Consider the following 23,637-nt stretch of genomic DNA (forward strand, 5'->3'; position numbering starts at 1 on the left):
CTAAGAAGCCACATGCATCAACGCGACGCGGAAACAAAAACTGTTGCCGAGGCAAAGGTTGCCTCTGAGCGTGGGTCGGTCGTCGGTTCCACGCTAACGCCGCTCGGGCTGGTCGCGATCCTGATCGCGAACGTCGCGCTCGCCTTTGGCCCCTGGTTCGTGCGGCTTGCAGATACGCAGGCGCATATCGGCCCGATCGCGGCCGGGTTCTGGCGGATCGGGCTTGCGGCGCCTGTTCTGGCGCTGCTTGCCTGGGGCAGCGGCGCGCGGCCGGTGCGACTGGGGCGCGCGATGCTCGTCACGCTGGTGCTTGGCGGTGTCGCGTTCGCGGCTGACCTTGGCAGCTGGCACCTGGGGATCCTGCGCACGACGCTGGCCAATGCGACCCTGTTCGGCAATTCCGCGACGTTGATGTTTCCGATCTACGGCTTTCTTGCCGCTCGCGCGTGGCCAAGCCGTGCGCAGGGGCTTGCGCTGCTGCTGGCCGCAATTGGGGCCGGATTGCTGATGGGACGCTCCTATCAACTCGACGCGGGCAACCTGGCGGGGGACCTCCTGTGCCTGCTCGCCGGGCTGCTCTACACCGTGTACTTCGTGCTCATGGCGCGGGCGCGCGCCACCATGGCGCCATTGCCGGCCCTAGCCCTGTCCACCGCCGCTTCCGTGCTGCCGCTCCTCGTTTTCGCGATCGCAATGGGCGAACGGATATGGCCGGCCGACTGGACGCCGCTGCTGGGTCTGGCGCTGGCCAGCCAGGTGATCGGGCAAGGATGCATGATCTACGCGCTTGGGACCGTATCGCCGCTGGTCGTGGGGATCGCCCTGCTGATCCAGCCAGTGGTGGCCGGGGCTGTGGGCTGGATCGCCTATGGTGAGCGTCTGGGCACCGCCGACTGGATCGGCGCGGCGTTGGTGGCTGCGGCCTTGGTGCTGGTGCGGCAAGGGCGAGCGGTTGCGCCAACGCCGCGCGCCACTAGGTTGGCAGGATGACCGAGCATAGCGACCTGACCCTTGACGAAGTACGTGCGCTGCTGGCGCCCGACATCGCCGCCAACGCCGCTTTCGACGGCTGGGGAGCAGAGGCGCTGCGCTATGCGGCCGACGCGCACGGGATTGACCACGACATTGCCAGCCTCGCATTTCAGGGCGGGGCAACGGCGATGATCGATGCGTGGTTTGAGAGCATCGACCGCGACATGGATGCGGCACTTCCGGCCGAGGCGCTGGCGTCCATGAAGATTCGCGAGCGGATCACCCGTCTGGTGGAGGCGCGACTGGCGGCTGCTGCGCCCAATCGCGAAGCGTTGCGCCGTGCGATTGCGATTCTGGCGCAACCGCAACACCTGGCGTTGGCGGCCCGGCTGGGCTGGCGCACGGTGGACCGGATCTGGCGCCGCGCGGGCGACACCGCCACCGACTATAATCATTATTCCAAACGCACGATCCTGCTGGGCGTCTATGGCGCGACCATCACCGTGTTCCTGGACGACGAGAGTGAGGACTGGGCGGATACCCGCGCCTTCCTGGGTCGGCGGATTGAGGGTGTGATGCGGTTCGAGAAGGCAAAGGCCGGCTTTACAAAGCGCGCGCTTTACCGTCCCAGCCTGTCGCGCTTCGTAGGCCGCCTGCGCTATCCGGTGGTCTGATAATTTTTGCGAACGGATCGCAAAGGGGCTGGCGCCGAGGCAGAGTTATTGATAATCAGTCGCAATCATGGACATGTCGCTTCCCGTCCGCGCCGCGCTCACCCTGGAAAAGCTGCCCCGGCGGCAGCGTGGGATGGTGGCTGCGATCGACTGGACGCAACTTGCCGACGCAGAAGCTCGGCGGCTGCGGGAGTTGGGCTTCGACGAGGGCGTCGGGGTGGAAGTGCTCCATCGCGCCGCGATCGGCCGGGGTCCGATTGCTTGCCGTATTGGCCGCATGACGGTGGCATTGCGCCGGGCCGTTGCGGGCGCGATCCACGTCGCGGTTCCAGCCGCCTGACATCATGAATGCGGCGCCCCTGGTGGCGCTCGTCGGCAATCCCAATGCCGGCAAGAGCGCCCTGTTCAACGCGCTGACCGGCGCGCGGCAGAAGGTGGGCAATTATCCCGGCGTTACCGTGGAGCGGAAGTCCGGCCGGCTGGTGCTGGATGATGGCCGCCCGGTGGAGCTGGTGGACCTTCCTGGCGCATACAGCCTCGATCCTTCTTCCCCGGACGAAGCGGTAACCCGCGACGTCGTTACTGGCGGCAGCGAGTTCGAGCGGCGTCCCGATGCGCTGGTGGTGGTGCTCGACGCTGCCAATCTCGACAATCACCTTCGCTTTGCCTTGCAGCTGATCGCGCTCGGCCTGCCGGTCGTGATCGCGCTCAACATGGTGGACTTGGCCGAGCGGGACGGGCTGGTGCTCGATCCTGCCGTGCTGGCGCGCGAATTGGGCGTGCCCGTGGTACCGACGGTGGCGGTCCGGCGTCGCGGGCTTGACCAGTTGCGAGAAGCGCTGGCCGGCGCAGTCGGGGGCGGCGGTATCCGGCCGCATCCGCGGACGCTGGAAACGGAAAGCGTGTTGCAGCGCCGGGCGCGCAATATCGCCAGCGCTGCCATTATTTCCGAAACGCCCGCGCATCGCTGGGCACATTGGCTTGATTCGGTGGCGCTTCATCCGGTGATGGGGCCGCTTCTGCTCGTCGCGGTGCTGTTCACGATGTTCCAGGCGGTATTCACCTGGGCGACGGTGCCGGCGGATGCGATCGACGCGGGCTTTGCGTGGTTGCAGACGCAGATTGCCGCTGCATTGCCGGACGGCTTTGTTCGATCCCTCCTGACCGACGGGCTGATCGCCGGTGTCGGGGCGGTGCTCGTCTTCCTGCCCCAGATCCTGATCCTGTTCCTGTTCATTCTGGTGTTGGAAGCGTCGGGCTACATGGTTCGGGCGGCTTTCCTGATGGACCGGCTGATGGCGGGCGTGGGCCTGTCCGGGCGCGCGTTCATACCGCTGCTCTCATCCTTCGCGTGCGCCGTGCCCGGGATTATGGCGACCCGCACGATCGAGGATGAGAAGGAGCGCCTGACCACCATTCTGATCGCCCCGCTGATGACCTGTTCGGCGCGCTGGCCCGTCTACACGCTGATCATTGGCGCGATGATCCCGAACATGCGGCTCGCGCCCTTTATCCGCCTGCAAGGGTTGGTGATGTTCGGCCTGCTCGCGATCGGGATCGCGGGAGCCTACGTCGCCGCGCTGCTGCTGCGCCGTACGGTGACAAAGGGCGCATCCTCGGGCTTCATGATGGAGATGCCCAAGTACCAGATGCCCCGGCTGGGCGACATCGTGCTCGGGCTCTGGACGCGTACCCTGATTTTCCTGAAGCGCGCGGGGACCATCATCGCCGCGACCACGGTGGTGCTGTGGCTGTTGCTGTCGTTCCCCAAGCTGCCAGAGGGCAGCGCGGTGTCCCCGGTCGACTATTCCATCGGCGGTCGCATCGGCCACGGGATCGAGACGGTGGTGAAGCCGATCGGCTTCAATCGGGATATTGCGCTCGCACTGTTGCCTGCCATGGCGGCCCGCGAAGTAGCTGTGTCGGCAATCGGCACCGTGTACGCCATCGACGACAAGGGCGAGGGCGGAGAAGCCAGGATCACCGACAAGCTGCGCGGCCGCTGGACGCTTCCCACCGCGCTCGCCTTCCTGATGTGGTTCGTGTTCGCGCCGCAGTGCATTTCCACCATCGCGGTAACGCGTAGGGAGACCAACGGGTGGAAGTGGCCAGCGTTCATGGTTGGCTATCTGTTCGCGGCGGCGTACATCATGGCCGGTATCACCTATTGGCTGGCTGTGTTCGCCGGCCTCTGACATTCGAGGCATTCAATGGCGGGTAGCGTCAACAAGGTTATTCTCGTCGGTAATCTGGGGCAGGATCCCCAGTCCAAGTCGTTCCAGAACGGCGGCAAGGTCGTGAACCTGCGCATTGCCACGTCCGAATCGTGGAAGGATCGCAACTCCGGCGAGCGCAAGGAGAAGACGGAGTGGCACACGGTCGCCATCTTCAACGAGGGGCTGGCCAACGTCGCCGAGCGGTTCCTGCGCAAGGGGTCCAAGGTCTACATCGAGGGCTCGCTGCAGACGCGTAAGTGGCAGGACCAGTCGGGTGCGGATCGCTACTCGACCGAGATCGTGCTGCAGGGCTTCAACAGCGTGCTGACGATGCTCGACGGACCTGGTGGCGGCCAGGGTGGCGGCGGCGGTGGCCGGGACGATTTTGGCGGGGGCGACGATTTCGGCGGTGGCTCCGGTGGTGGTTCGGGCGGCGGCTTTGGCGGCGGATCACGCGGTGGCGGCCAGGGTGGCGGCAATCGCGGTGGCAACTTCGGCGGCGGTTTCTCGGACGATCTCGACGACGACGTTCCCTTCTGATGACCGCGTTAGGGGACGTCGGCGCGCTGGCGCACGGGCATGGGTGGCAGGTTGATCAAAGCGCGCGCAACGCGCTGATCGACAGCTATGACCTGCAGTCGCTGCGCGCTAACGAGGCGCTGAACCAGATCACTGAGTTCGCCGCGGCGCTGTGTGGCACGTCGGTCGCGCTCGTCAGCCTGGTCGATGAAACGCATCAGCGCTTTCTGGCGCGGGCCGGCACGCAACTGGACGGCACGCCCCGCGCCGTGTCCTTTTGCCAGCACGCGATGATGGGCGACGACATCATGGTCGTGCCCGATGCCCGCGAAGACCCGCGCTTTGCCGACAACGACCTGGTCACGGGAGAGCCAAGGATCCGTTTCTACGCGGGCGCGCCGCTGCGGACGGAGGACGGCGTGCCGTTGGGGTCGTTGTGCGTCATCGACGGCAAGCCCCGGCCCGAAGGCCTGACGCCCCTGCAACGGCAGGGGCTGACCACGCTGGCGGCGAGCGTGATGGCCCGGTTGCGCGACACACGCGACGCGGCCGCGTCCCGCCATGCCGAAAGCGATGCGCGTCGGCAGCTGGACGATTCGGAGTCCCGCTTTCACACGCTGGCCGACACCATGCCGCAGATGGTGTGGTCGACGCTGCCGGACGGCTATCACGATTACTACAACGCGCGCTGGTATGAATTCACCGGCACCACCCCGGGCACCACCGACGGCGAAGGGTGGAGCGACATGTTCCACCCTGACGACCGGGAGCGCGCCTGGATCACATGGCGCCATTCGCTCACGACCGGTGAGCCATACCAGATCGAATATCGCCTGCGGCACTTCGATGGCACCTATCGATGGGTACTTGGCCGCGCGCTGCCGATCCGCGACGACGCGGGGCGGATCACGCGCTGGTTCGGAACCTGTACCGATGTTCACGAGCAGAAGCTGGCGGCCGAAGAGCGTGAGCTGGTGGCGCAGGAACTGGCCCACCGGATCAAGAACATCTTTGCCGTGATCTCCGGCCTGATCACCTTTGCTGCGCGGGCCCGCCCCGAGATCGCGGGGGTTGCGGCGGACCTGCGCGATCGCATCACGGCGCTGGGCCGTGCGCACGACTTTGTGCGGCCCCATAGCCTGGCCTCGCGGCCCAGCCTGCAACAGGATAGCCTGCTGGGCCTGCTGACCCAGCTGTTCGCGCCCTATCAGCAGGGTGGCGAGCGGATCATCATTACCGGCGATGACGTGCTGATCGACGATCGGTCTGCAACACCGCTGGCACTGCTTTTCCACGAACTTGCCACCAACGCCGTGAAATATGGCGCCCTGTCGACCGGGTCGGGGACTGTTTCGCTCCACGTGACGGTAGAGAACGACAAGACGCTTATGACCTGGACGGAGATGGGCGGGCCAGCGATCAGCCAGGCGCGCTCCGATTCAGGATTCGGATCACAGCTGGTTGAACTCGCCGTGGTCCGTCAATTGGGCGGAACGGTTACGCGTGAATGGCTGGAAAGCGGACTGAAGCTGGCGGTGCAGGTGCCCGTGCTATCGCTTAGGCGGCCCTGATCTCGTTCAATTGGCCGGTGTGCTGCCGGCCGGCCATCGCGGCTTGGGCTGTCAGGGCCGCGGCGGCGAGAATGGCCGCCTCACTGAACGGCTTACGGATGAAGCCGAGCGCTCCCTTGGGGTCGCTGATTTGGGTCGGGTTGGCGGTCACGTACACGACCTTGATCCCGTAATCTGCCGCAATGCGCTCTGCGATCTCCGGTCCGGTTGGGCCGTCGCGCAAATTCACATCAATAAAGGCGAAGTCGGCAGCAGCCGCCGCTTGCAAGGCACTGTCCCGGTCGGCGGCGATGGCCACCACCGTATAGCCGGCGTCCATCAGGATACGCTCGAGATCGAGAGCTACGAAGATTTCGTCTTCAACGATGAGCGCGGTGCGTGACATGATTACTGCGTGGCTAACTTGGATAAAGGCCATTCGTTCCATGTCTGGAATCCGACACAAGCCCGTGTTTCGTCCGCACCGATTATTCCGAACGTGGAACGACGCAGCGATTTCGTGGTTTTCCTGGCATGATACGGCTGGCCACAATTCCCGCTCTCGTGCTGCTTGCCGGTTGCGGCGGCGAACCCGCCCGTCAACCGAAGCCGACGCCATCGCCCACCGCATCGGGCTATATTGCGCGTGTTCAGGCGCTGCCCGAGGGTCAGCGACGAGGTGTGCTGTTTCGTGCGATCCGGGGTGGTACCGCCGGCGCGTCGTGCCAGGGTGTCACCAAAACCGAAGCCGTCGCCCCCGATGCGAGCGGGCGTCCCGGCTGGCGAGTGACCTGCGACGAGGGCGGACGCTTCTTCGTCAGCCTGTCCGATGGCGGCACGGCGGAGGTCACCAGCGCACCGGCGAAGTGATCCGCGCTTTTTGAGTTCCAACAAGCGTCAGAACAGCCCAGGCGTTTCGCGCTGCGCGGTGCTTGGCCGGTCGGGCGTCAACAGGTCGCGTCTGACAGCGCTATTGAGCGATTGAGTGCCCGAGGTGGCGGTCGCGATGCGGGTGCACGGCTTCCCTTCGATGAAGTCCAGCGCTGCACGCGTCGACGCCTCACGCGGATCGCCGAGCTGGAAGGCGATGTCGTCACCTGCCTGGCAGCTCGCTTCCACATAGCCGGCAAGACCGTTGAAATACGCGCCCTGCCGCGCCGCATTCTGCAACGAGAACGAAATCACCCGCAGCCGATCGTCACACGCCGGTCGATCAAGCGCGATCTGGCCGACAGGCTTGCCATAGGTATTGGTCCCGATCAGCGCGGAGGCACTGTGCAGATAGGGCGTGAAGGCGTTGATGACGTATTCGCTGGCAGAGGCGGTGCTGTGGGTGCCGATAAAGGCGACGCGGGTCGGTGCGACCGATTGAGGCTGCACGGTGAAGTTCGTGGTCTCGTCGTTTGACGCCTTTTCCGGGCGGAAGCTTGTATAAGCCTGCACGTCGCTGTTGCTGCGACCGCCGCCCAGCAGATTGGTCAGCAGTTCCGCGATGGAGATCAGCCCGCCGCCATTGTAGCGCATGTCCACGACGATGTCTGACACACCCGCCGATTTGAAGCTGGCGAATGCGCTACGCAACGCCGGGTCCGCAGTGCTGATGAAGGTGCGCAGGTTCACATAGCCGATGCGGCGACCGCCATCGTTGATGATCTGAGCGCCATAGCGGCTGGACACAGGAGTCAGGCTGAACTCCTGCTTGGCGACGGACGCGGTACGCACCGTCCCGTCCGTGTTGCGGAACTGAAATACGCGGGTCGTTCCGACAGAATCGGGACCAAGCGCGTCCGACACAGCGCTGACACCACCCCCCGCATACAGGCTGGTGACGGTGCGAAGATTGTCGCTGCTGGTGCCGATGGCCACCAGCTCGGTACCCCGATCCATTCCGGCGGCGAAGCCGGTGCCGCCTTCAAAAGCCTCGGTGATGAACAGGCGACCGCTTGTATCGAGTGCCAGCCGCACACCGATGCCCGCGCTCGATCCGCTGTCATAATAGGCGTTCTCGTCTGCGATCGAGGTCAGGTAGGTGAAGTATCGATCTTTGTTCTGGCTACGCGCGGTCTGGGTCAGCGCGTCGAGGTACGTGTCGACACTGGAATAGCCGTTCGGGTCGAGGCTGGTCGGCAGAGTCTCGGGGAAAAGATACCATTCCTTCATCTGGGCAAGCACCCAGTCCTGCCGCTCGCGAAGGGTGCAACCGGCGGCCGTGCTGGTCGGCGCGGGGGTGGGCGTCGGCGTCGCACTGGGCGATGGTGTCGGACCGGTCAACGTTGCGCCGCCGCCGGAACCACCGCCGCCGCCACAGGCCGACAGCGTCGCAGCCAATGCCATCCAAGCTGCTGTCCGCCCCAAATGCATACAAACTTCTCCCCGGGAACACAGAAGGTTAGCGGGTAGTTTGCGGGTGGGCAATATCACATCGCAGGCCCCGCCAGGGTAGTGTCAGCGCAACCGCCGGCCTTGCCGCTCGTTATTGGGTCAGGCCCGGCGACGAACGCGGGGTCTTCCGTTTGCACCGAAGGAATGCGTCATGGGCCTGTTTTCTGCCGACATCGCGACGTTCGAAGAACTGTACCTCCATCAGCTCGAGGACATCTATTACGCCGAGCAGCAGATCACCAAGGCTCTGCCCAAGATGATCAGCAAGGCGACCGATCTGCAGTTGAAGCAGGGCTTCGAAACGCATCTTCGTGAAACCGAAGGACAGATCGAGCGGCTGAAGCAGGTATTCCAGCTGGAGAACATGGAGCCCAAGGGCGTCACTTGCCCTGCGATCGACGGCATTATTAAGGAAGCCAATGAGTTGGCGGGCGAGATTTCGGACAAGAATGTGCTCGACGCCGCCCTCACGGCCGCCGCGCAGGCCGTCGAACATTATGAGATCAGCCGCTATGGCACGCTGATCGCCTGGGCACGCCAGCTCGGCAAGGACCAGGCTGCGACCATCTTTGAAGCCACGCTGGCCGAGGAAAAGGCGACGGATGCGAAGCTCACCGAGCTTGCCGAGCGCGGCGTCAACGCGCGCGCGGAATCGACGGCCGCCTGATCGATCAGTGCTGCGGCGGCGATTGAAGCCGGCGCAGCGTTTCGGGGTCTGGTTGCCCATCGAAGAAGCGGCGAAGCGCTTGCCGGAACGGCTCCTTCGCGGCGCCTTCTGCAGCTTCGGCGAATAGGGTCAGGGATGATCGGAGCTTGACCGCGTCGATCGAGCCAAAGATCTGCTCGGCCGTGCCAGATGCCGCCGCCGCGATGTTGGTGACTTCGACCAGACGCGGCCCCAGCACCGGGTGCGCCAGAAACGCCTGTGCTTCGTCAAGCGAGCCGATCGCATAGCGCATGGCGGTTTCGCTGCGCCCCAGCCCGGCGATCTGGGGAAAGATCCACCACATCCAGTGGCTGGCCTTGCGGCCGCGGGTCAATTCGGCACGGGCATCGGCCCAGCTATGCTGTTGAGCGAGGACAAAGCGCGCGAGATCGTGCGAGTTCATCTGCGGCCAACGCGCCGCGCCGGGCGTTGGATGCCCTGACAAGGATGGAGGTGCCCGATGCTTGAACATGTTCCCGCGTGGCTGGGCAAGGCGCTGTCGGGCGCGCGGGCCGGCACGGAGAAGCTTGCGGCAGGGCGGCCGGACCTTGGGGCGGACCTGGCGAGCGTGACGCTAAGCAGCACCGCCTTTGCGAATGGCGCTCGCTTGCCGGAGCGCTTCACCGCCGATGGCGAGGGGGACTCACCGCCGCTGCTGTGGCGGGATCCTCCGGCCGGAACAGACCGTCTGGTGTTGCTGGTCGAGGACGCTGACGCACCGACGCCGCAGCCCTTGGTGCACGCGGTCGTGTGGGGCTTGCCGGCCGAGGCGGGGTCACTCGCCGAGGGCGCCATCATCGACGACGGAACGGCGGGCATTCGCATCGGCCACAATTCATTTGGGCGCAGGGGCTGGCTGCCGCCCGATCCACCGACCGGGCATGGACAGCATCGTTACGTCTTTCAGTTGTTTGCAATCGGGCCAGGCGCCGATGATCCGGGCGAAGATCCCGGACGTAGCGCGGTGCTGGATGCGATCACAGGGCATGTGTTGGGAATAGGAGTGCTGGTGGGCACATATTCGCGTGGAGAAGAAGCGCCAGTCGGGCCCGTCGGGGCGACATCGCCGGCCTGATGCTCTGGCCGGCCCGTTAACCCGGGCCGGCTCAGGCGATTGGGGTGCCTCCAGCCGCGATCAGCATCAGCGTAACCGCGAAGGAGGCAATCCCGACCAGAACGGGGCTGTGCCCCAGTTCGGTGAACAACCGGTCGCGCATGGCGATCACGCGACGATCGGGGAGAGCGGAACCGCGGCGCTGACAGCGACGGCGGCGACGAAGAGCGCGGCAACAGTTGAGAGGGCGACGCGCTGGAACGATGCGGTGAAGGCGGTCATGGTGTGTACTCCGATCCTGGCTGCGAACCATTCGCCGCCATGCCAGAGTTATTGCACCCACTGTGCCAATTGCCCGATCATAGCTGTTACAATTACTTACGCCACACCGGGCCAGTCTCACCCCCCAGAACGCCGCCGGGCAGTGGCGAATTGCGCCGATAGTTGGTGAGTTAGGTCAGCCGGCGCAGACCTGGTCGCGGCCATTCGACTTTGCCGCGTAGAGCAGGCGATCAGCCCGGGCGAACGCGTCATCGCTGTGTTCGTTAGCGACCAGCGCCGTAACGCCGCCGGACAGAGTGATCTGCCGGATCAGGGCCGCCGTTTCGCGAGTCCGGAAGCGCGTGGACGCAACCGCGGCGCGCGCTGCGTCAAGCAACCTTGCCGCTTCAGCCAGCGTGGTATTGCGCATCAGCACGGCAAACTCCTCACCGCCGTGGCGCGCCACCAAGTGACCCCCAAGCATCTCGACCAGCGTCGTTCCGATTGCACGGAGCACGCGGTCGCCGACGCCATGACCATGCTGGTCGTTGATCATCTTGAACCGATCCACATCGCAAATGGCAATGCAATCAGGTCCGGGCCCGCTTCGTGTCGACAGCGCTTCCGCCAGCGCTCGCCGGTTTGGAAGACCGGTCAGGGGATCGCGCCGGGCGCTGTCCTGCGCCTCCGCGAGTTTCTGGCGCAGGATGTCTGCCTCAGCGGTTGCGCTTTCAAGCTTGCTCTCGGCATAGCGCACCCGCGCCATCATGGTGCCGGTAATTCGGGCGATATCTTCCATTCCGGGCAGGTCTGTCGAGCGACGGATCTCTTCCGCGCTGGCTGCCAGGTCGCGACCGAAGTCGCTGGTCTCGTTTCGCATGTTGCGCATCATGTCGGCGAAGCCGTCGACCTGCGCCTGGGTTTGCGCGACCAGCTTCTCCGTACGCACGGCCTGGTCGTCTACCGGATCGTCATTTGCCCCGGCCTGGAGCCTCAGCGGGCCAAAGTTCAGGTTGACGCCGAGTTCGGCCATGTTCTGCCGGCTCAGGCGCAAGCCACGATCGGTGATCCTCGCCACCGCCTGGGCGAGAGGGCCGTTCGGCTCGGTCAGGACCGTGTAGACAAAGTGGTAGTTCTCTGGCCCCGGGCTCAGGCCATGGTCAGACAGGAAGGCGCCCACACGATCATAAAGATTGTCGTCCTTCCGCCGTCCAAAGAAGCCTGCAGCCGCCACGAGTGTCCCTCCGCAAGCGGCGGCTTAGCGAGAAAGGGTTAGCAACGAATGACCAAAGTGTCGGTCAGCGGCGCAACTTCTGCACTGCTTCGAGTGTCAGGCGGACATGCTCGGCGGGATTGAGGTCGTCATGCACGAACGCTACGCGCCCGTTGCGCCCGATCACGTAGCTGGTGCGCCGGGTCATGCCGCTGGCGCTGCCATCGGGCTTCTTTAGCTGAACGTCGTAGCTCCCGACCACGGCAGGGCTCGCGGCGGCGACGGCGAACTTGCCGGCGCACATCTGGCTGGAGAACGCCTCGAGCTGGTCGACATTGCCCGCCGTCATCCCGATCACGGTCGCGCCGGCCTTGGTGAAGGAGGGGACCGCCTCGGCGAACGCATGCGCTTCGGCATTGCAGCCGCCGGTGAAGGCGGCGGGGAAGAAGTACAGCACCACCGGCCCTTTCTTCAGCGCGTCCTGCAGGTGCACCGAGATCGGCTTGCCCGCCCGTGCGCCCTTGGCCGCGAAGTCCGGTGCCACCGCGCCCGGGCTAAGTGCCGCAAGCGCCGGCGCAGCGGCGAACAGGCAGGCGGCGGCAACGGACAGAAAGGCGCGGCGCATGGGCAACAACTCCGAGGCGGGATAGCGTCGCAGTCTAGCCTATCCCGTTCCCCCGCGATAGGCAGCCGTCATGCCTGTTTCCGCTGCCGACATCGCCCTTGCCGACCGCCTTGCCGATGCGGCCGGTGCGGCCATCCGTCCCTATTTCCGCCAGCCGCACGGTGCCGAGCTGAAGGAGGATCGCTCTCCCGTCACCGCCGCCGACCGCGCCGCAGAGCAGGCGATGCGGCGCCTGCTGGATGCCGAACGCTCGGGCGACGGGATCGTGGGTGAGGAGTTCGGGATCAAGGATGGCGTGACCGGGCGGCAATGGGTGCTCGACCCGATCGATGGCACCCACAGCTTCATTGCGGGCCGGGCGATTTTTGGCACGTTGATCGCCTTGGTCGAGGATGGTTGGCCGGTGCTGGGCGTCATCGACCAGCCGATCCAGAAAGAACGCTGGCTGGGCGTGGCAGGGCGTCCGACGCTGTTCAATGGCGCCCCCGTGCGCACCCGCGCTTGTCCATCGCTGGCGGGTGCCGCACTCGCAACCACGGCGCCGCATTACTTCAGTGACGAGGACGCCGTTCATTACCTCCGCTTGGTCACGGCGACGCGCGAGGCGGGACGGCATGGGCCACTTTATGGCGGCGACTGCTACAACTACGGCTTGCTTGCCTCCGGCCACCTCGACCTCGTGTGCGAAAGCGGGCTCAAGCTCCACGACTTCGCGGCGCTGGTGCCGGTGGTGGAGGGGGCCGGCGGGCGCATGTGCGACTGGAACGGTGATCCGCTGACCCGCGACAGCGAGGGGCATGTCCTGGCGATCGGCGATCCCGCACGCGTGGACGACGTGCTCGACACGATGCGTGGACAGGAGCCGTCGGCGCTGTAATCGTTCAGAAGATGCCGAGGAACTTCTTGCGCTGTTCCTTGCGCTCGGGGGCGGTCTTGCGCCCATCCTCTGCCTTGGCGGTGGTGCCCCGGCCGACATCGTCGCGCGGTTCGCCCTTGGTGGTGCGCTGGGCCGCGGCGGTGGCGCCTGCGAGCACGGGGCCGCACGCCGCCGACTTGGCGTCGCCCACGTCCACGAAGGCCAGCACGCCCGCCAACGGGGTGGCTACCACCGCCAGCCCCAGGCCGGCGCCAGCGCGCCCGAGCAGTTCCTTGGAGATGATGGAGTAGCCGGGCTTGGCGAAATAGCCGTTTATCGCGACTGGCGACTGGCCGGAGAACAGCGAGAACTTCTTGCCATCGGCGCGGAAAGCCAGGTCCAGCGCTTCCGTCCCGAAGCTGAAACCGCCGCGCCCGACCATCACATTCTTGCTGGTGTCGATCAGTATCGGGTCCGCCGCGGCGACCCCGCGGCGCACGGTGAAGCCGACCAATCCGCAATTGATCTCGACCGGCTTCTTCAGCTTGTTCTCGAACATCTTCTGCACAAAGGTGCCAAGATCGAGCTCGGCCAGCTGGACATTACGGGTCCAGAATGTGCCCTGCGGCAGGATAAAGGCGATCCGGCCCCGCGCGCTGGCCAGCGACTGGTGAATGGTATCGCCGCGCCCGACCAGCTGGATGCGCCCCTTTACCGTTCCGCTGGTGCCTGCCTCCACCACGCCATAGCCCGCGAGCAGGCGGCCGAGCGGGGTCGGCGCCAGCCGGATGTCGTAGGAGACGGCGCTTGGCCGCGGGCGAGTGTCGAACACGACGTCCGACGCGACATGCCCGCGCGCCATGGTAAAGGTGAGGGGCGAGAGCGCTAGGCGACCGCGCTCCAGGTCCAGCGTCAGGTTGACGTCGCTGATCGGCACGTTGCGGGACCGCACTGCGCCAATAGTCCATTTCAGGTCCGCGTCGAACGCCCGCATGGTTTCCACGGGGAAGCGTGCATCGGGCATCACCCGGCTGGGCGCCGCTCCGGTCGCGGCGGCTGCTGCAACCGCCCCCTTCGCCGCGACGATGTCGGGATTGTAGCCGATGAACGGGGCCGCATCGATGATGTCAAGGCGCTTGGTCGCCAGTTCCGAATCGAGGTGGATCCGCTCACGGTTGGTGATCGTCAGCCGCCCGGCCAGGTCGGTCGCGCCAGCGACGCCGGTGATGCGGGTGAAGCGGTACACATCGTCGGCCATGACCAGCTGACTACGCAAACGGTAGTCGCGCGTTTGCGGGATGACGACGCCAATGATCGCGAGCAGCGTAGACATGTCCTTGCCCCGCGCGCGCACCTGCAACGGGACATTCTCGATTTCGGCGATGGAGGGCAGGGTGCCCGCGACATCGATCGTGTTGCCCGCGGCCCGGGCGGTCATCACAAGCTTGTTCTTGCCCCGGTTTGCCGTTGCGTCGGGGGACAGCAACTGTGCCGTGACCGTGAACGGAGTATCGCGCACGACGCCGTCGCCCGTCACACCCACCGCGCGTCCGACGCGTGCATCCGTCGAACGGATCGTGGCGACCTTCAGGTTGGCGAGCAGCCGCATCCGGGGGTCGAGATAGCGCACCGTTGTTCCCGCCACCGTCGCCCGGTCGATGCGCGGGAACTCGAGCGGTTTGCCGCCCTTCTTGCCCGTGTCGAAGGTCCAGCTATTGGTGCTGTGCGCCTTGTCGAATTCGAGATCGAGCGCGCCGTTGGTCAGGTCGAGCCAGTAAAGCCGACGCTTGCCGAACAACAACGACAAGGGCGCGATCCGCGCATCCACGCGATCCGCACTGAACAGGTTGGGCCGCGTCGCCCAGGCCGGATTGGAAACGCTGAGCCCTTCGGCGTACAGCTTGATGCGGAAGGGCGCGAAATACAGCTGGAAGTCGCCGCGCACCTTCACCTCGCGGTGGGTCTGCGCCGCGACGAAGCGCTCAAACGGGTGCTTCAGGAAGCGCCCCTTTGTGATGAACAGGATCAGCCACACCGCGAACACCGTGCCGAGCAAGCCCAGCACGATGTTTCGGAGAAGGCGGCGGCGCCGGCGGGTACGCTCCGGGTCCGTCACGGCCGGCTCCTCGGTACTCTGAGTCGCCATATCCATCGGCTCGTGAATCGCGCCGCGGCCGTTTCGGTTCCGCATCGGTTGCTTTTCTGCGGCGCGGTGGCTATTGGGCCCGCTTCCCGAGCGAGGCGATTGACGACGGCCCGGCCATCAGGGCTGCCGCGGCCGTCTTAGCCTTGCTCCAACCAAGGAGACGAAAATGCCCAAGCTCAAGACCAAGAGCGGCGTCAAGAAGCGCTTCAAGCTGACCGCATCGGGCATGCTGAAGCACGGCGTCGCCGGCAAGCGCCACCGCCTCATCAGCCATAACGGCAAGTACATCCGCCAGAACCGCGGCACCACCGTGCTGTCGAAGGCCGACACCGCCACGGTGAAGGCCTGGGCGCCGTACGGCCTGAACTGAGGAGCTAGAGCGACATGGCACGCGTCAAACGCGGTGTAACCACCCGGGCAAAGCACAAGAAAATTCTTGAAGCCGCCAAGGGTTATTACGGCCGCCGCAAGAACACCATCCGTATTGCGCGTCAGGCGGTCGAGAAGGCCGGCCAGTATGCGTATCGCGACCGCAAGGTGAAGAAGCGGACCTTCCGGGGTCTGTGGATCCAGCGCATCAACGCAGGCGTCCGCGCCGAGGGTCTCACGTATTCGCAGTTCATGCACGGGCTGAAGCTCGCGAACATCGAACTGGACCGGAAGGTCCTGGCCGACATCGCGATGCATGAGGGTGAGGCATTCTCCGCCCTGATCGCACAGGTAAAGGCGGCACTGCCCGCCCAGCCGGTGCAGCAGGCGGCGTAACACTTCTATCCGAAGCGTTCGAATCGGGGGGCCGGCGAGCAATCGTCCGGCCCCTTTCGTTTGCCCGCGACGGTTGGGCTGATCCGAACCGGTCGGCCGCCCCGCGCCGGTAACTTGCGGGCGTCACATTCCCCCGCCATGCTGCCTGCTACATGGGGGGGCGGACGATGGGGTCACGATATTTGAGCTGGGCGGCGCTGGCGATTGCCATGCCGGCAGCCGCGCAGGAAATTGCGCCGAGCACGCCCGCCACGCAGGCGCCCTCCGCCCAGGGCGACGTATCGGTCACCATCTACAACAACGACCTCGCGCTCATCCAGGATGTGCGGCAGCTCGACGTCGGCAGCGGGCGGGTGCGGCAGGACTTCCCAGACGTGTCCGCCGCGATCCGGCCGGAAACCGTCACCTTGGCGGTTCCGGGCGCCACGATCGTCGAACAGAATTTCGACTACGACCTGCTCAGCCCGACCAGCCTGATGGAAAAGGCGGTTGGGGAGACGATCACGCTGGTGCGCACCAATCCAGGTACCGGCGCTGAGGTCCGCGAGCGCGCCAAGGTGCTGGCGGTAAATGGCGGCGTGGTACTGGACGTTGGCGGCCATATCGAGGTGCTGCGCGACGACGGACTGCCGGTGCGGGCGATCTTCGACAAAGTTCCGGACAGCCTGCGCGCACGGCCGACGTTGTCCGTCACCCTTGCCTCCACCCGCAATGGCCGGCGTCCGGCAACCCTGTCCTACCTCAGCCGCCAACTCGGCTGGGTCGCCGACTATGTGGCGTTGTACGACCAGGCAAAGGGCACGATCGACGTCCAGGGCTGGGTGACGCTGCGCAACACCACCGGCACGACGTTCACCAACGCACGCACCCTGCTGGTGGCGGGCGATGTCGCCAGCGAGGGCCAGCCGAATCGCTTTAACAATCTTCGGCCGCCATCGCGCCCGGTGCGTGCTGCGGGCACGGAAAGCTCCAGCCGCGAACAGCTTGGCGATTTCTACCTGTACCCGCTGCCCGTGCGCACCACGATCGCCGACAAGCAGACCAAGCAGGTCAGCTTCCTGGATGTGAAGGAGGCCACGGCCACGTCGGCTTATGAATACCACAATGCTTGGCTGGCGACGCGTGAACAGCCCGCCAGCGCTGCCAGCACGCTGCGCTTTTCCAGCTCGCGCGCGGGCGGGCTTGGCGATGCGCTGCCCGCCGGCACGGTGCGGGTGTATATGCGCGACGCGCGCGGGCAGGCGCAATTCACGGGAGAGGCGACGATCCCGCACACGCCCCAGGGTTCGTCCATCGCGCTGACCACGGGCGACGCCTTTGACGTGAAGGTTCAGCCCGTCGTGGTCAAACGCACTGCGCTCGGCGGATCACGATTCCGCACCGACATGCGCTACATCGTCACCAATGCCCGCGCAGCGCCGGTAACGGTGGATGTGTTTCAGGACGGCCTGGATTACGGCTTCAGCGACACACGGATCGTCGAGGAAAGCCTGCGAAGCGAACGTCCTCAGTCGAATACCGTGGTGTGGCATGTACCGGTGCCCGCAAACGGGTCGACCACGCTGACCGCCACGATCGACACGCGCTACTGATGCGCCGGCGGTTCGCCGCGCTTCTTGGCATGCCGCTCGTCCTTGGCGCGGCGCCGCAGGAGAACGCGGGTACGGCAGTGTCGCTGGTGAAGTCGGCCGCCCCCGAAGCGGTCGCGGTTACCGTGTACCGCAGCCCCTATGGCAGCGGTGCCGGCGCCCAGGATCTCCAATGGCTGAACGGCTTTGCGCTGATCACGGAGACGCGCACACTGAATCTTCCGGCCGGCCCGGCGACCATCCGGTTCGAGGGTGTGGCGGGCGGGATCGTGCCTGCCAGCGCGATCGTCGGCGGCCTGCCGGGCGGCGTGATCGAGAAGAACCGGGACGAGCGCCTGCTGTCCCCCGCGGCGCTGGCGAGCGGCTATCTAGGCCGCCGCGTCACCCTGACCCGCACCGATCGCGCGAGTGGCCGACGACGCACGCAGGATGCGACCATCGTGGCGGGGCCGGCCAACGGGATCGTGGTGCGCACCCCGGATGGGGTGGAGGCGCTTGGTTGTTCGGGGCTTGCCGAAGCTACCCGGTATCCGTCCGTACCGGCCGACCTGACTGCGGGGCCGGTGCTGGCCGTGTCAACAAACAGTTCCGCCGCGCGGGCCGTCACCGTGACGCTGTCCTATCTGACCAGCGAGTTCGACTGGTCGGCGAGCTATGTTGCGACAATGGCGCCCGATGGCCGCACGCTGGACCTGTTCGCATGGCTGACGCTGGCCAATGGCAACGCCGAGAGCTTCCCGGCGGCGCAGTTGCAGGCGGTCGCGGGCAGGCTCAATCATCGCGACGAGCGCTTCCGCGTCTTTACCCGGCCGCTCCAGCTGTCCTGTTTCCCACTAGGCACCACCACGTCGGACCTTCCCGACCGATCGGCGGAGCAAGCCGAAGCGTCCGAGGACATCGTCGTGACCGGGATGCGGATGATGGCAGTCCCCGCGCCGCCTCCGGTCGAGGAGGCACCTCCGCCGCCACCGCCCGCTCCAGAGGATCTGGGCGACCTGAAGCTTTACCGCGCTCCAGAGCGGGTGACGGTCAGTGCTCGGGGCCAGAAACAGGTGGCGCTGCTGGCCCGTTCGCGGGTTCCCTTTCAACGGCTCTACCGCTTCACCCTGCCGCCCCTGGCAGTCGTGCCCTTGTCACCGAGCAGCATCGTGCTGCGCCTGAACAACCGTGCCGACGCGGGGCTCGGCATACCCCTCCCGGCGGGGTCGACGACCCTCTACGCCCAGCGAGGCAGGGAAAAGCTGCTCGTTGGAACCGGTAGCCTGTCCGACAAGGCAGTGGGCGAAACGGTTCGCATCGCGGCCGGGCAGAGCGCGCAGGTGCTTGTCTCCCAATCCACGCCCGAGCGAGGCCATGGCGAGGTGACGGTCACCAACGCCAATCCGTTCGCCGTTTGCACCGAGATCGCGGTGCAGGCGCCGCCGGCCAACGTCCGTGCCTCCGCGTCGCTTGCCACCGTGGATGGGCTGCCGACCTGGACGGTCTCGGTCCCTGCCAACGGCAGTCGCACGCTTACCTATACGATGCGCAACTGACGCGGAAACAGGCTGGGACTTGATCGCCGCGGCGGCAGGGGACAAGGGCTTGCGCCTATGGCCGACCAACTCGACGCCCTGCGCGACCAACTCCTTGCCGCGATCGACACCGCTTCTGCGCTCGATACGCTGGAAGCCTGCCGTGTCGAGGCGCTCGGCAAGCAGGGACGCGTCACTCAACTGCTCAAGACCCTGGGCGCGATGTCACCCGAACAGCGCCAGGTGGAGGGCCCCGCCATTCACGGGCTGCGCGAAGCGGTCACCGCCGCCATAGCGACCCGCAAGACCGCGCTGGAGCAACTCGCGCTCGACGCTCGCCTTTCCGCCGAGCGCGTGGACCTGACCCTGCCAGTCGACGCGACGCCCACCGGCACCATCCACCCGGTCAGCCAGGTGATGGATGAGCTGGCGGAAATCTTCGCGGATCTTGGCTTCGCGGTCGCGACGGGGCCTGAGCTCGAAACCGACTGGCACAATTTCACCGCGCTCAACATTCCCGAAACGCACCCTGCGCGCGCGATGCACGATACCTTCTACCTCGCCGGCCAGGAGGGCACCGGAGGTATCGACGATCGCGAAACGCCGCGCGTGCTGCGCACCCACACCAGCCCCGTGCAGATCCGCACCATGCTGGCGAACAAGCCGCCGATCCGCATCATCGCGCCCGGCCGCACCTATCGCTCCGACTCAGATGCGACGCACACGCCGATGTTCCACCAGGTGGAAGGGCTGGTGATCGACAAGGGGATCACGCTTGGCCACCTGAAATGGACGCTTGAGACGTTCCTGAAGGCGTTCTTCGAGCGCGACGACATCGTGCTGCGCCTGCGCCCGAGCTATTTTCCCTTCACCGAACCGTCGGCGGAAATCGACGTCGGCTACACGATCGAAAAGGGCAAGCGGGTCATCGGCGGCCACCCCGGTGGTCAGGGGGGTGGCGGCTGGCTGGAGGTGCTGGGCAGCGGCATGGTGCATCCCAAGGTGATCGCCGCCTGCGGCCTGGACCCGGCGGAATGGCAGGGCTTTGCCTTTGGCTGCGGGATCGATCGACTGGCGATGCTCAAATACGGGATGGATGACCTGCGCGCGTTCTTCGACGGCGATATTCGCTGGCTGAAACATTACGGCTTCTCCGCACTCGACGTGCCGACGCTGAGCGGGGGAGTGGGGGCATGAAGTTCACGCTTGGCTGGCTCCGCGACCATCTCGATTTCGACGCCGATGTGAACACGGTGGCGGAAGCGCTGACCCGTGTCGGATTGGAAGTGGAGGGCATCCACAATCCGGGCGACGAGCTCGCACCGTTTCGCGTCGCGCGCGTGCTGTCGGCAGAGCGCCATCCGCAGGCGGACAAGCTGCAAGTGCTGTCGGTCGACGCGGGCGACGGTCCGCTGCAGGTCGTGTGCGGCGCGCCCAATGCCCGCGCGGGGCTGGTCGGCGTCTTCGGCGCGCCGGGCGCCTATGTCCCGGGCCTCGACGTCACGCTGAAGGTCGCGAGCATTCGCGGTGTCGAATCGAACGGCATGATGTGCTCGGCGCGCGAGCTGGAGATCGGTGAGGGTCATGACGGCATTATCGAGCTGCCGGCAGATGCGCCGATCGGTACCAGCTTCTCCGACTATGCCGGGCTGAACGACCCCGTCATCGACATTTCTGTCACGCCCAACCGCCCCGACTGCATGGGCGTGCGAGGCATCGCGCGAGATCTGGCCGCCGCGGGGCTGGGCACGCTCAAGCCGTGGCGTCCCGGTACGCTGCCGAGCGGCGCAGCGCCGCTGGCCGAGCCGCAGGACGAAGCGCCTGCGGTCCGCACCGACGACCCCGAGGGCTGTCCTGCGTTCTTCGCGCAGGCGGTGGCGGGCGTCAGCAATGGCGAATCGCCCGACTGGCTACGCAGCCGCCTCCAGGCAGTGGGGCAGAAGCCGATCAGTGCGCTGGTCGACATCACCAACTACGTGATGATCGACCTTGGCCGCCCATTGCACGTTTACGACCGTGGGACGCTGTCCGGCGCGCTGGTCGCGCGACGTGCGATGGCGGGTGAGGAAGTGATCGCGCTAAACGGCCGTACCTATCAGCTCACCCCCGCCATGACGGTGATCGCGGACGACAAGGCCGTGCATGACATCGGCGGCATCATGGGCGGCGAGCATTCGAGTGTCACGGACGGCACCACCGACGTGCTGGTCGAATGCGCATTCTTCGATCCCGACGCGATCGCGCGGACGGGGCAGGCACTGGCGCTCACGTCCGACGCACGCCAGCGGTTCGAGCGCGGCGTCGACCCGGCATTCCTCGACGACGGCCTTACCCATGCGACCGCGCTGGTCGTGGCGCTGTGCGGGGGTACGGCCTCTGCCGTGACCCGCGCCGGTGAAGCCCCGCTTGGCCTCCGCCACTACCGCTATGATCCGTCGCTTGCCAAAACGCTGGGCGGCCTCGCCATCGCGCCGGATCGCCAGCGCCAGATCCTCGAAAGCCTCGGCTTCTCGGTCGGCGAGGATTGGCAGGTCACCCCACCGACGTGGCGCCGCGACGTGGATGGCCCAGCCGACCTGGTCGAGGAAGTGATCCGCATCGAGGGCATCGACCGTGTCGCCCCCGTGCCGCTGCCCCGCGTGCCCGGCGTCGCGACGCCTACGGCGACGCCGTCACAGAAGATTGAGCGCCGGGCTCGCCGCGCGGCGGCGGCTCGCGGGCTGGATGAGGCGGTGACCTGGAGCTTCCTGTCGGAGGCGGAGGCCGCGCCTTTTGGCGGTGGCGCGTGGACGCTCGCCAACCCGATCAGCGAAGCGCTGAAGGTGATGCGCCCCTCGTTGTTGCCGGGTCTGCTCGCCGCGGCAGAGCGCAACCTGCGGCGCGGCGCGGGCAGCGTTCGTTTGTTCGAACTCGGCCGCCGCTACCTCGCCGAGGGCGAGCGCCCGACGCTTGGCCTCGTGCTTGCCGGCGACAAGCGCGTGCGCGGCTGGCAGGCGGGCAAGGCCGCGGCCTTTGATGCGTTTGACGCCAAGGCGGAGGCGCTGGCGCTGCTCGCCGCGGCGGGCGCTCCGGTCGACAATCTGCTGGTGATGGGCGACGCGGGCGAGGCGTGGCATCCCGGCCAGTCCGGAACGCTGCGGCTTGGGCCAAAGACGATCCTGGCCGCCTTTGGGGCGCTGCACCCGAACGTCCTTCGTGCGTTTGACCTTGACGGCGCGGTGGTGGCGGTGGAGCTGTACCTTGACGCGATCCCTGCCCGTCGCGGCACCGGCTTCATGCGCGCCGCCTATACTCCACCTGCTCTCCAGCCGGTGCGTCGCGATTTCGCGTTCACCGTTCCCGCCGGTCTGGCAGCGGATGCTCTGGTTCGTGCGATCCGGGGTGCTGACAAGGCCGCGATCGTCGCTGCGCGCGTGTTCGACCTGTTTGAAAAGGACGACGTGCGCTCGATGGCGGTGGAGGTGACGCTCCAGCCCGGCGACAAGAGTTTCACCGATGCGGACCTCAAGGCAATCAGCGACAAGGTCGTCGCCGCCGCCGCCAAGACGGGAGCAAGCTTACGTGGCTGACGAGAACGAGAACGCGATCGACCCCCGGCGCGAGATGGTCCGCATTCAGTCGAACATCCTGTCGGCTGCCATCAACCCGTTCGGGGCGGAGCTGTCGCACCTGGAGCACCTTGGCGAAGATGAGGCTAGCCGAGAGCTGATGACCGACGCCGATCCGGCCTTTTGGAGGGGACGGGCGCCGTTGCTGTTCCCCATTGTCGGGGCGCTGAGCGGCGGCGTGCTGCGCCATGACGGGCGCGACTACCCCATGGACAAGCATGGCTTCGCGCGACATTCGCTGTTCGACATTGTCGAAACCGGCGACGCGCACGCGGTGTTCGCACTGAGCGACAACGAGGAAACCCGCGCGATCTACCCCTTCGCGTTCCGGCTGGAGGTCGCATACCGGCTGGACGGGGCAACCCTGTCGATTGGGGTCACCGTTACCAATCCGGGCGATGCGCCGCTGCCCGCCAGCTTTGGTTTTCACCCCGCTTTCGCCTGGCCGCTGCCGGGCGCGGGTGAGAAGGACACTCATCGTATCACCTTCTCCGCCGACGAACCGGGCGCGTTGAAGGCGATTGCCGGCGACGGCACGATCGCTGCCGCAGAGGTGCCGAGCCCGCTGCAGGGTGGTCGTGTGCTGCATCTCAACGACGACCTGTTCGCGCACGACGCGCTGGTCTGGAACCCGGTGCACAGCCAGTCGGTCACCTACGGCGCGGAGGTCGGCCCCAAGCTGGAGATCGCCTTTCCGGACACGCCAATGCTGGGCATCTGGACTAAGCCCGGCGCGCGCTTCGTCTGTGTCGAGCCCTGGCACGGCATCGCGGACCCCGAAGGCTATGCGGGCGAATACCGGGACAAGCCGGGGGTGTTCGTGGTGGAGCCAGGCGGTGCAAAGCACATCGGCATGAGTGTCACGCTGACTGACTGACCACCGTCGGTCCTGGCCGGAGCGGCGAGCCACCGCAACGGCCATTGATCCTGCATCTGTTTGCACCCCGTTGATCTTGTGTCCTCCATGGCTAAGCTTCTGCGGAAGGG

23 protein-coding genes are annotated in these 23,637 nt (G+C 66.2%); 17 read left to right on the top strand and 6 right to left on the bottom strand.

What is annotated here, in order from left to right; translation table 11 throughout:
* Positions 1-12: 12 nt before the first annotated feature.
* The 6 genes from FHS94_RS02040 (at position 13) to FHS94_RS02065 (ending at position 5,952) form a co-directional block, all read left to right on the top strand.
* Positions 13-990 (top strand): DMT family transporter, encoded by a 978-nt coding sequence (locus FHS94_RS02040; RefSeq protein ID WP_184054071.1) that lies wholly within the window; start codon positions 13-15, stop codon positions 988-990.
* Positions 987-1,646, top strand: coding sequence for a COQ9 family protein (locus tag FHS94_RS02045; RefSeq protein ID WP_184054073.1), 660 nt, complete (start codon positions 987-989; stop codon positions 1,644-1,646). Before FHS94_RS02040 ends, FHS94_RS02045 begins: the two co-directional genes overlap by 4 nt.
* Positions 1,647-1,713: 67 nt before the next feature.
* Entirely contained in the window at positions 1,714-1,986 is a 273-nt protein-coding gene (locus tag FHS94_RS02050) for a FeoA family protein (RefSeq protein WP_184054075.1), read from the top strand.
* A 4-nt stretch (positions 1,987-1,990) separates the two neighbouring features.
* Positions 1,991-3,841, top strand: a complete 1,851-nt coding sequence (feoB, locus tag FHS94_RS02055; protein WP_184054077.1) for a ferrous iron transporter B — start codon at positions 1,991-1,993, stop codon at positions 3,839-3,841.
* Positions 3,842-3,856: 15 nt separating this feature from the next.
* Positions 3,857-4,402: a single-stranded DNA-binding protein gene (gene ssb, locus FHS94_RS02060; RefSeq protein ID WP_184054079.1), complete on the top strand. Its 546-nt coding sequence runs from the start codon at positions 3,857-3,859 to the stop codon at positions 4,400-4,402.
* Positions 4,402-5,952 carry a sensor histidine kinase gene (locus tag FHS94_RS02065; protein ID WP_184054081.1) on the top strand — a complete coding sequence of 517 codons (1,551 nt, stop codon included), beginning with the start codon at positions 4,402-4,404 and terminating at the stop codon, positions 5,950-5,952. The genes ssb and FHS94_RS02065 overlap by 1 nt, the downstream gene beginning before the upstream one ends.
* Here the strand turns inward: FHS94_RS02065 and FHS94_RS02070 are convergent.
* Positions 5,939-6,337, bottom strand: a complete 399-nt coding sequence (locus FHS94_RS02070) for a response regulator (RefSeq protein ID WP_184054083.1) — start codon at positions 6,335-6,337, stop codon at positions 5,939-5,941. The two genes, FHS94_RS02065 and FHS94_RS02070, sit on opposite strands and share 14 nt — an antisense overlap.
* A 128-nt stretch (positions 6,338-6,465) precedes the next feature.
* On the opposite strand from FHS94_RS02070, the gene FHS94_RS02075 reads away from it, so the two are divergent.
* Entirely contained in the window at positions 6,466-6,801 is a 336-nt protein-coding gene (locus FHS94_RS02075; protein WP_184054085.1) for a hypothetical protein, read from the top strand.
* A 27-nt stretch (positions 6,802-6,828) separates the two neighbouring features.
* Here FHS94_RS02075 and FHS94_RS02080 read toward each other — a convergent pair whose 3' ends face one another.
* Complete coding sequence (locus FHS94_RS02080) at positions 6,829-8,265, bottom strand: S41 family peptidase (RefSeq protein ID WP_184054087.1); 1,437 nt, start codon at positions 8,263-8,265, stop codon at positions 6,829-6,831.
* A gap of 199 nt (positions 8,266-8,464) precedes the next feature.
* Between FHS94_RS02080 and FHS94_RS02085 the strand changes: the two genes are divergently transcribed.
* Entirely contained in the window at positions 8,465-8,980 is a 516-nt protein-coding gene (locus FHS94_RS02085) for a YciE/YciF ferroxidase family protein (RefSeq protein ID WP_184054089.1), read from the top strand.
* A 4-nt stretch (positions 8,981-8,984) separates the two neighbouring features.
* Here the strand turns inward: FHS94_RS02085 and FHS94_RS02090 are convergent, their stop codons facing one another.
* Positions 8,985-9,422 carry a DUF1810 domain-containing protein gene (locus FHS94_RS02090; RefSeq protein WP_221234504.1) on the bottom strand — a complete coding sequence of 146 codons (438 nt, stop codon included), beginning with the start codon at positions 9,420-9,422 and terminating at the stop codon, positions 8,985-8,987.
* A 57-nt stretch (positions 9,423-9,479) separates the two neighbouring features.
* Between FHS94_RS02090 and FHS94_RS02095 the strand changes: the two genes are divergently transcribed.
* A complete protein-coding gene (locus FHS94_RS02095) occupies positions 9,480-10,094 on the top strand; it encodes a YbhB/YbcL family Raf kinase inhibitor-like protein (RefSeq protein ID WP_184054093.1) in 615 nt (204 codons plus the stop codon).
* Between the two features lie 436 nt (positions 10,095-10,530).
* Here the strand turns inward: FHS94_RS02095 and FHS94_RS02100 are convergent, their stop codons facing one another.
* Together FHS94_RS02100 and FHS94_RS02105 are read right to left on the bottom strand one after the other, a co-directional pair.
* Positions 10,531-11,568: a diguanylate cyclase domain-containing protein gene (locus tag FHS94_RS02100; protein ID WP_184054095.1), complete on the bottom strand. Its 1,038-nt coding sequence runs from the start codon at positions 11,566-11,568 to the stop codon at positions 10,531-10,533.
* A gap of 64 nt (positions 11,569-11,632) precedes the next feature.
* A complete protein-coding gene (locus tag FHS94_RS02105; RefSeq protein ID WP_184054105.1) occupies positions 11,633-12,172 on the bottom strand; it encodes a peroxiredoxin in 540 nt (179 codons plus the stop codon).
* 70 nt (positions 12,173-12,242) lie between these two features.
* Here FHS94_RS02105 and FHS94_RS02110 point away from each other — a divergent pair, with 70 nt between their 5' ends.
* The gene (locus FHS94_RS02110) at positions 12,243-13,049 is read left to right on the top strand and encodes an inositol monophosphatase family protein (RefSeq protein ID WP_184054107.1); all 807 of its coding nucleotides are present in this window, start codon (positions 12,243-12,245) and stop codon (positions 13,047-13,049) included.
* A gap of 4 nt (positions 13,050-13,053) precedes the next feature.
* Here FHS94_RS02110 and FHS94_RS02115 read toward each other — a convergent pair whose 3' ends face one another.
* Positions 13,054-15,180 carry an AsmA family protein gene (locus FHS94_RS02115; RefSeq protein WP_184054109.1) on the bottom strand — a complete coding sequence of 709 codons (2,127 nt, stop codon included), beginning with the start codon at positions 15,178-15,180 and terminating at the stop codon, positions 13,054-13,056.
* 160 nt (positions 15,181-15,340) lie between these two features.
* On the opposite strand from FHS94_RS02115, the gene rpmI reads away from it, so the two are divergent.
* The 7 genes from rpmI (at position 15,341) to FHS94_RS02150 (ending at position 23,527) form a co-directional block, all read left to right on the top strand.
* The gene (rpmI, locus tag FHS94_RS02120; protein ID WP_184054111.1) at positions 15,341-15,544 is read left to right on the top strand and encodes a 50S ribosomal protein L35; all 204 of its coding nucleotides are present in this window, start codon (positions 15,341-15,343) and stop codon (positions 15,542-15,544) included.
* Positions 15,545-15,558: 14 nt separating this feature from the next.
* On the top strand, positions 15,559-15,939 hold the full coding sequence (rplT, locus tag FHS94_RS02125; protein ID WP_184054113.1) for a 50S ribosomal protein L20: 381 nt from the start codon (positions 15,559-15,561) through the stop codon (positions 15,937-15,939).
* 167 nt (positions 15,940-16,106) lie between these two features.
* A complete protein-coding gene (locus FHS94_RS02130; RefSeq protein WP_246348281.1) occupies positions 16,107-17,531 on the top strand; it encodes a DUF4139 domain-containing protein in 1,425 nt (474 codons plus the stop codon).
* Complete coding sequence (locus FHS94_RS02135; RefSeq protein ID WP_184054115.1) at positions 17,531-19,063, top strand: DUF4139 domain-containing protein; 1,533 nt, start codon at positions 17,531-17,533, stop codon at positions 19,061-19,063. The genes FHS94_RS02130 and FHS94_RS02135 overlap by 1 nt, the downstream gene beginning before the upstream one ends.
* 57 nt (positions 19,064-19,120) lie before the next feature.
* Positions 19,121-20,239, top strand: coding sequence for a phenylalanine--tRNA ligase subunit alpha (gene pheS / locus FHS94_RS02140; protein WP_184054117.1), 1,119 nt, complete (start codon positions 19,121-19,123; stop codon positions 20,237-20,239).
* Positions 20,236-22,611 (top strand): phenylalanine--tRNA ligase subunit beta, encoded by a 2,376-nt coding sequence (pheT, locus tag FHS94_RS02145; protein ID WP_184054119.1) that lies wholly within the window; start codon positions 20,236-20,238, stop codon positions 22,609-22,611. Before pheS ends, pheT begins: the two co-directional genes overlap by 4 nt.
* A 34-nt stretch (positions 22,612-22,645) precedes the next feature.
* Positions 22,646-23,527, top strand: coding sequence for an aldose 1-epimerase family protein (locus tag FHS94_RS02150; protein WP_184054432.1), 882 nt, complete (start codon positions 22,646-22,648; stop codon positions 23,525-23,527).
* The last annotated feature ends 110 nt before the right edge of the window (positions 23,528-23,637 follow it).

This window comes from Sphingomonas aerophila (assembly GCF_014199305.1).
In the GTDB taxonomy this organism is placed as follows: domain Bacteria; phylum Pseudomonadota; class Alphaproteobacteria; order Sphingomonadales; family Sphingomonadaceae; genus Sphingomonas; species Sphingomonas aerophila.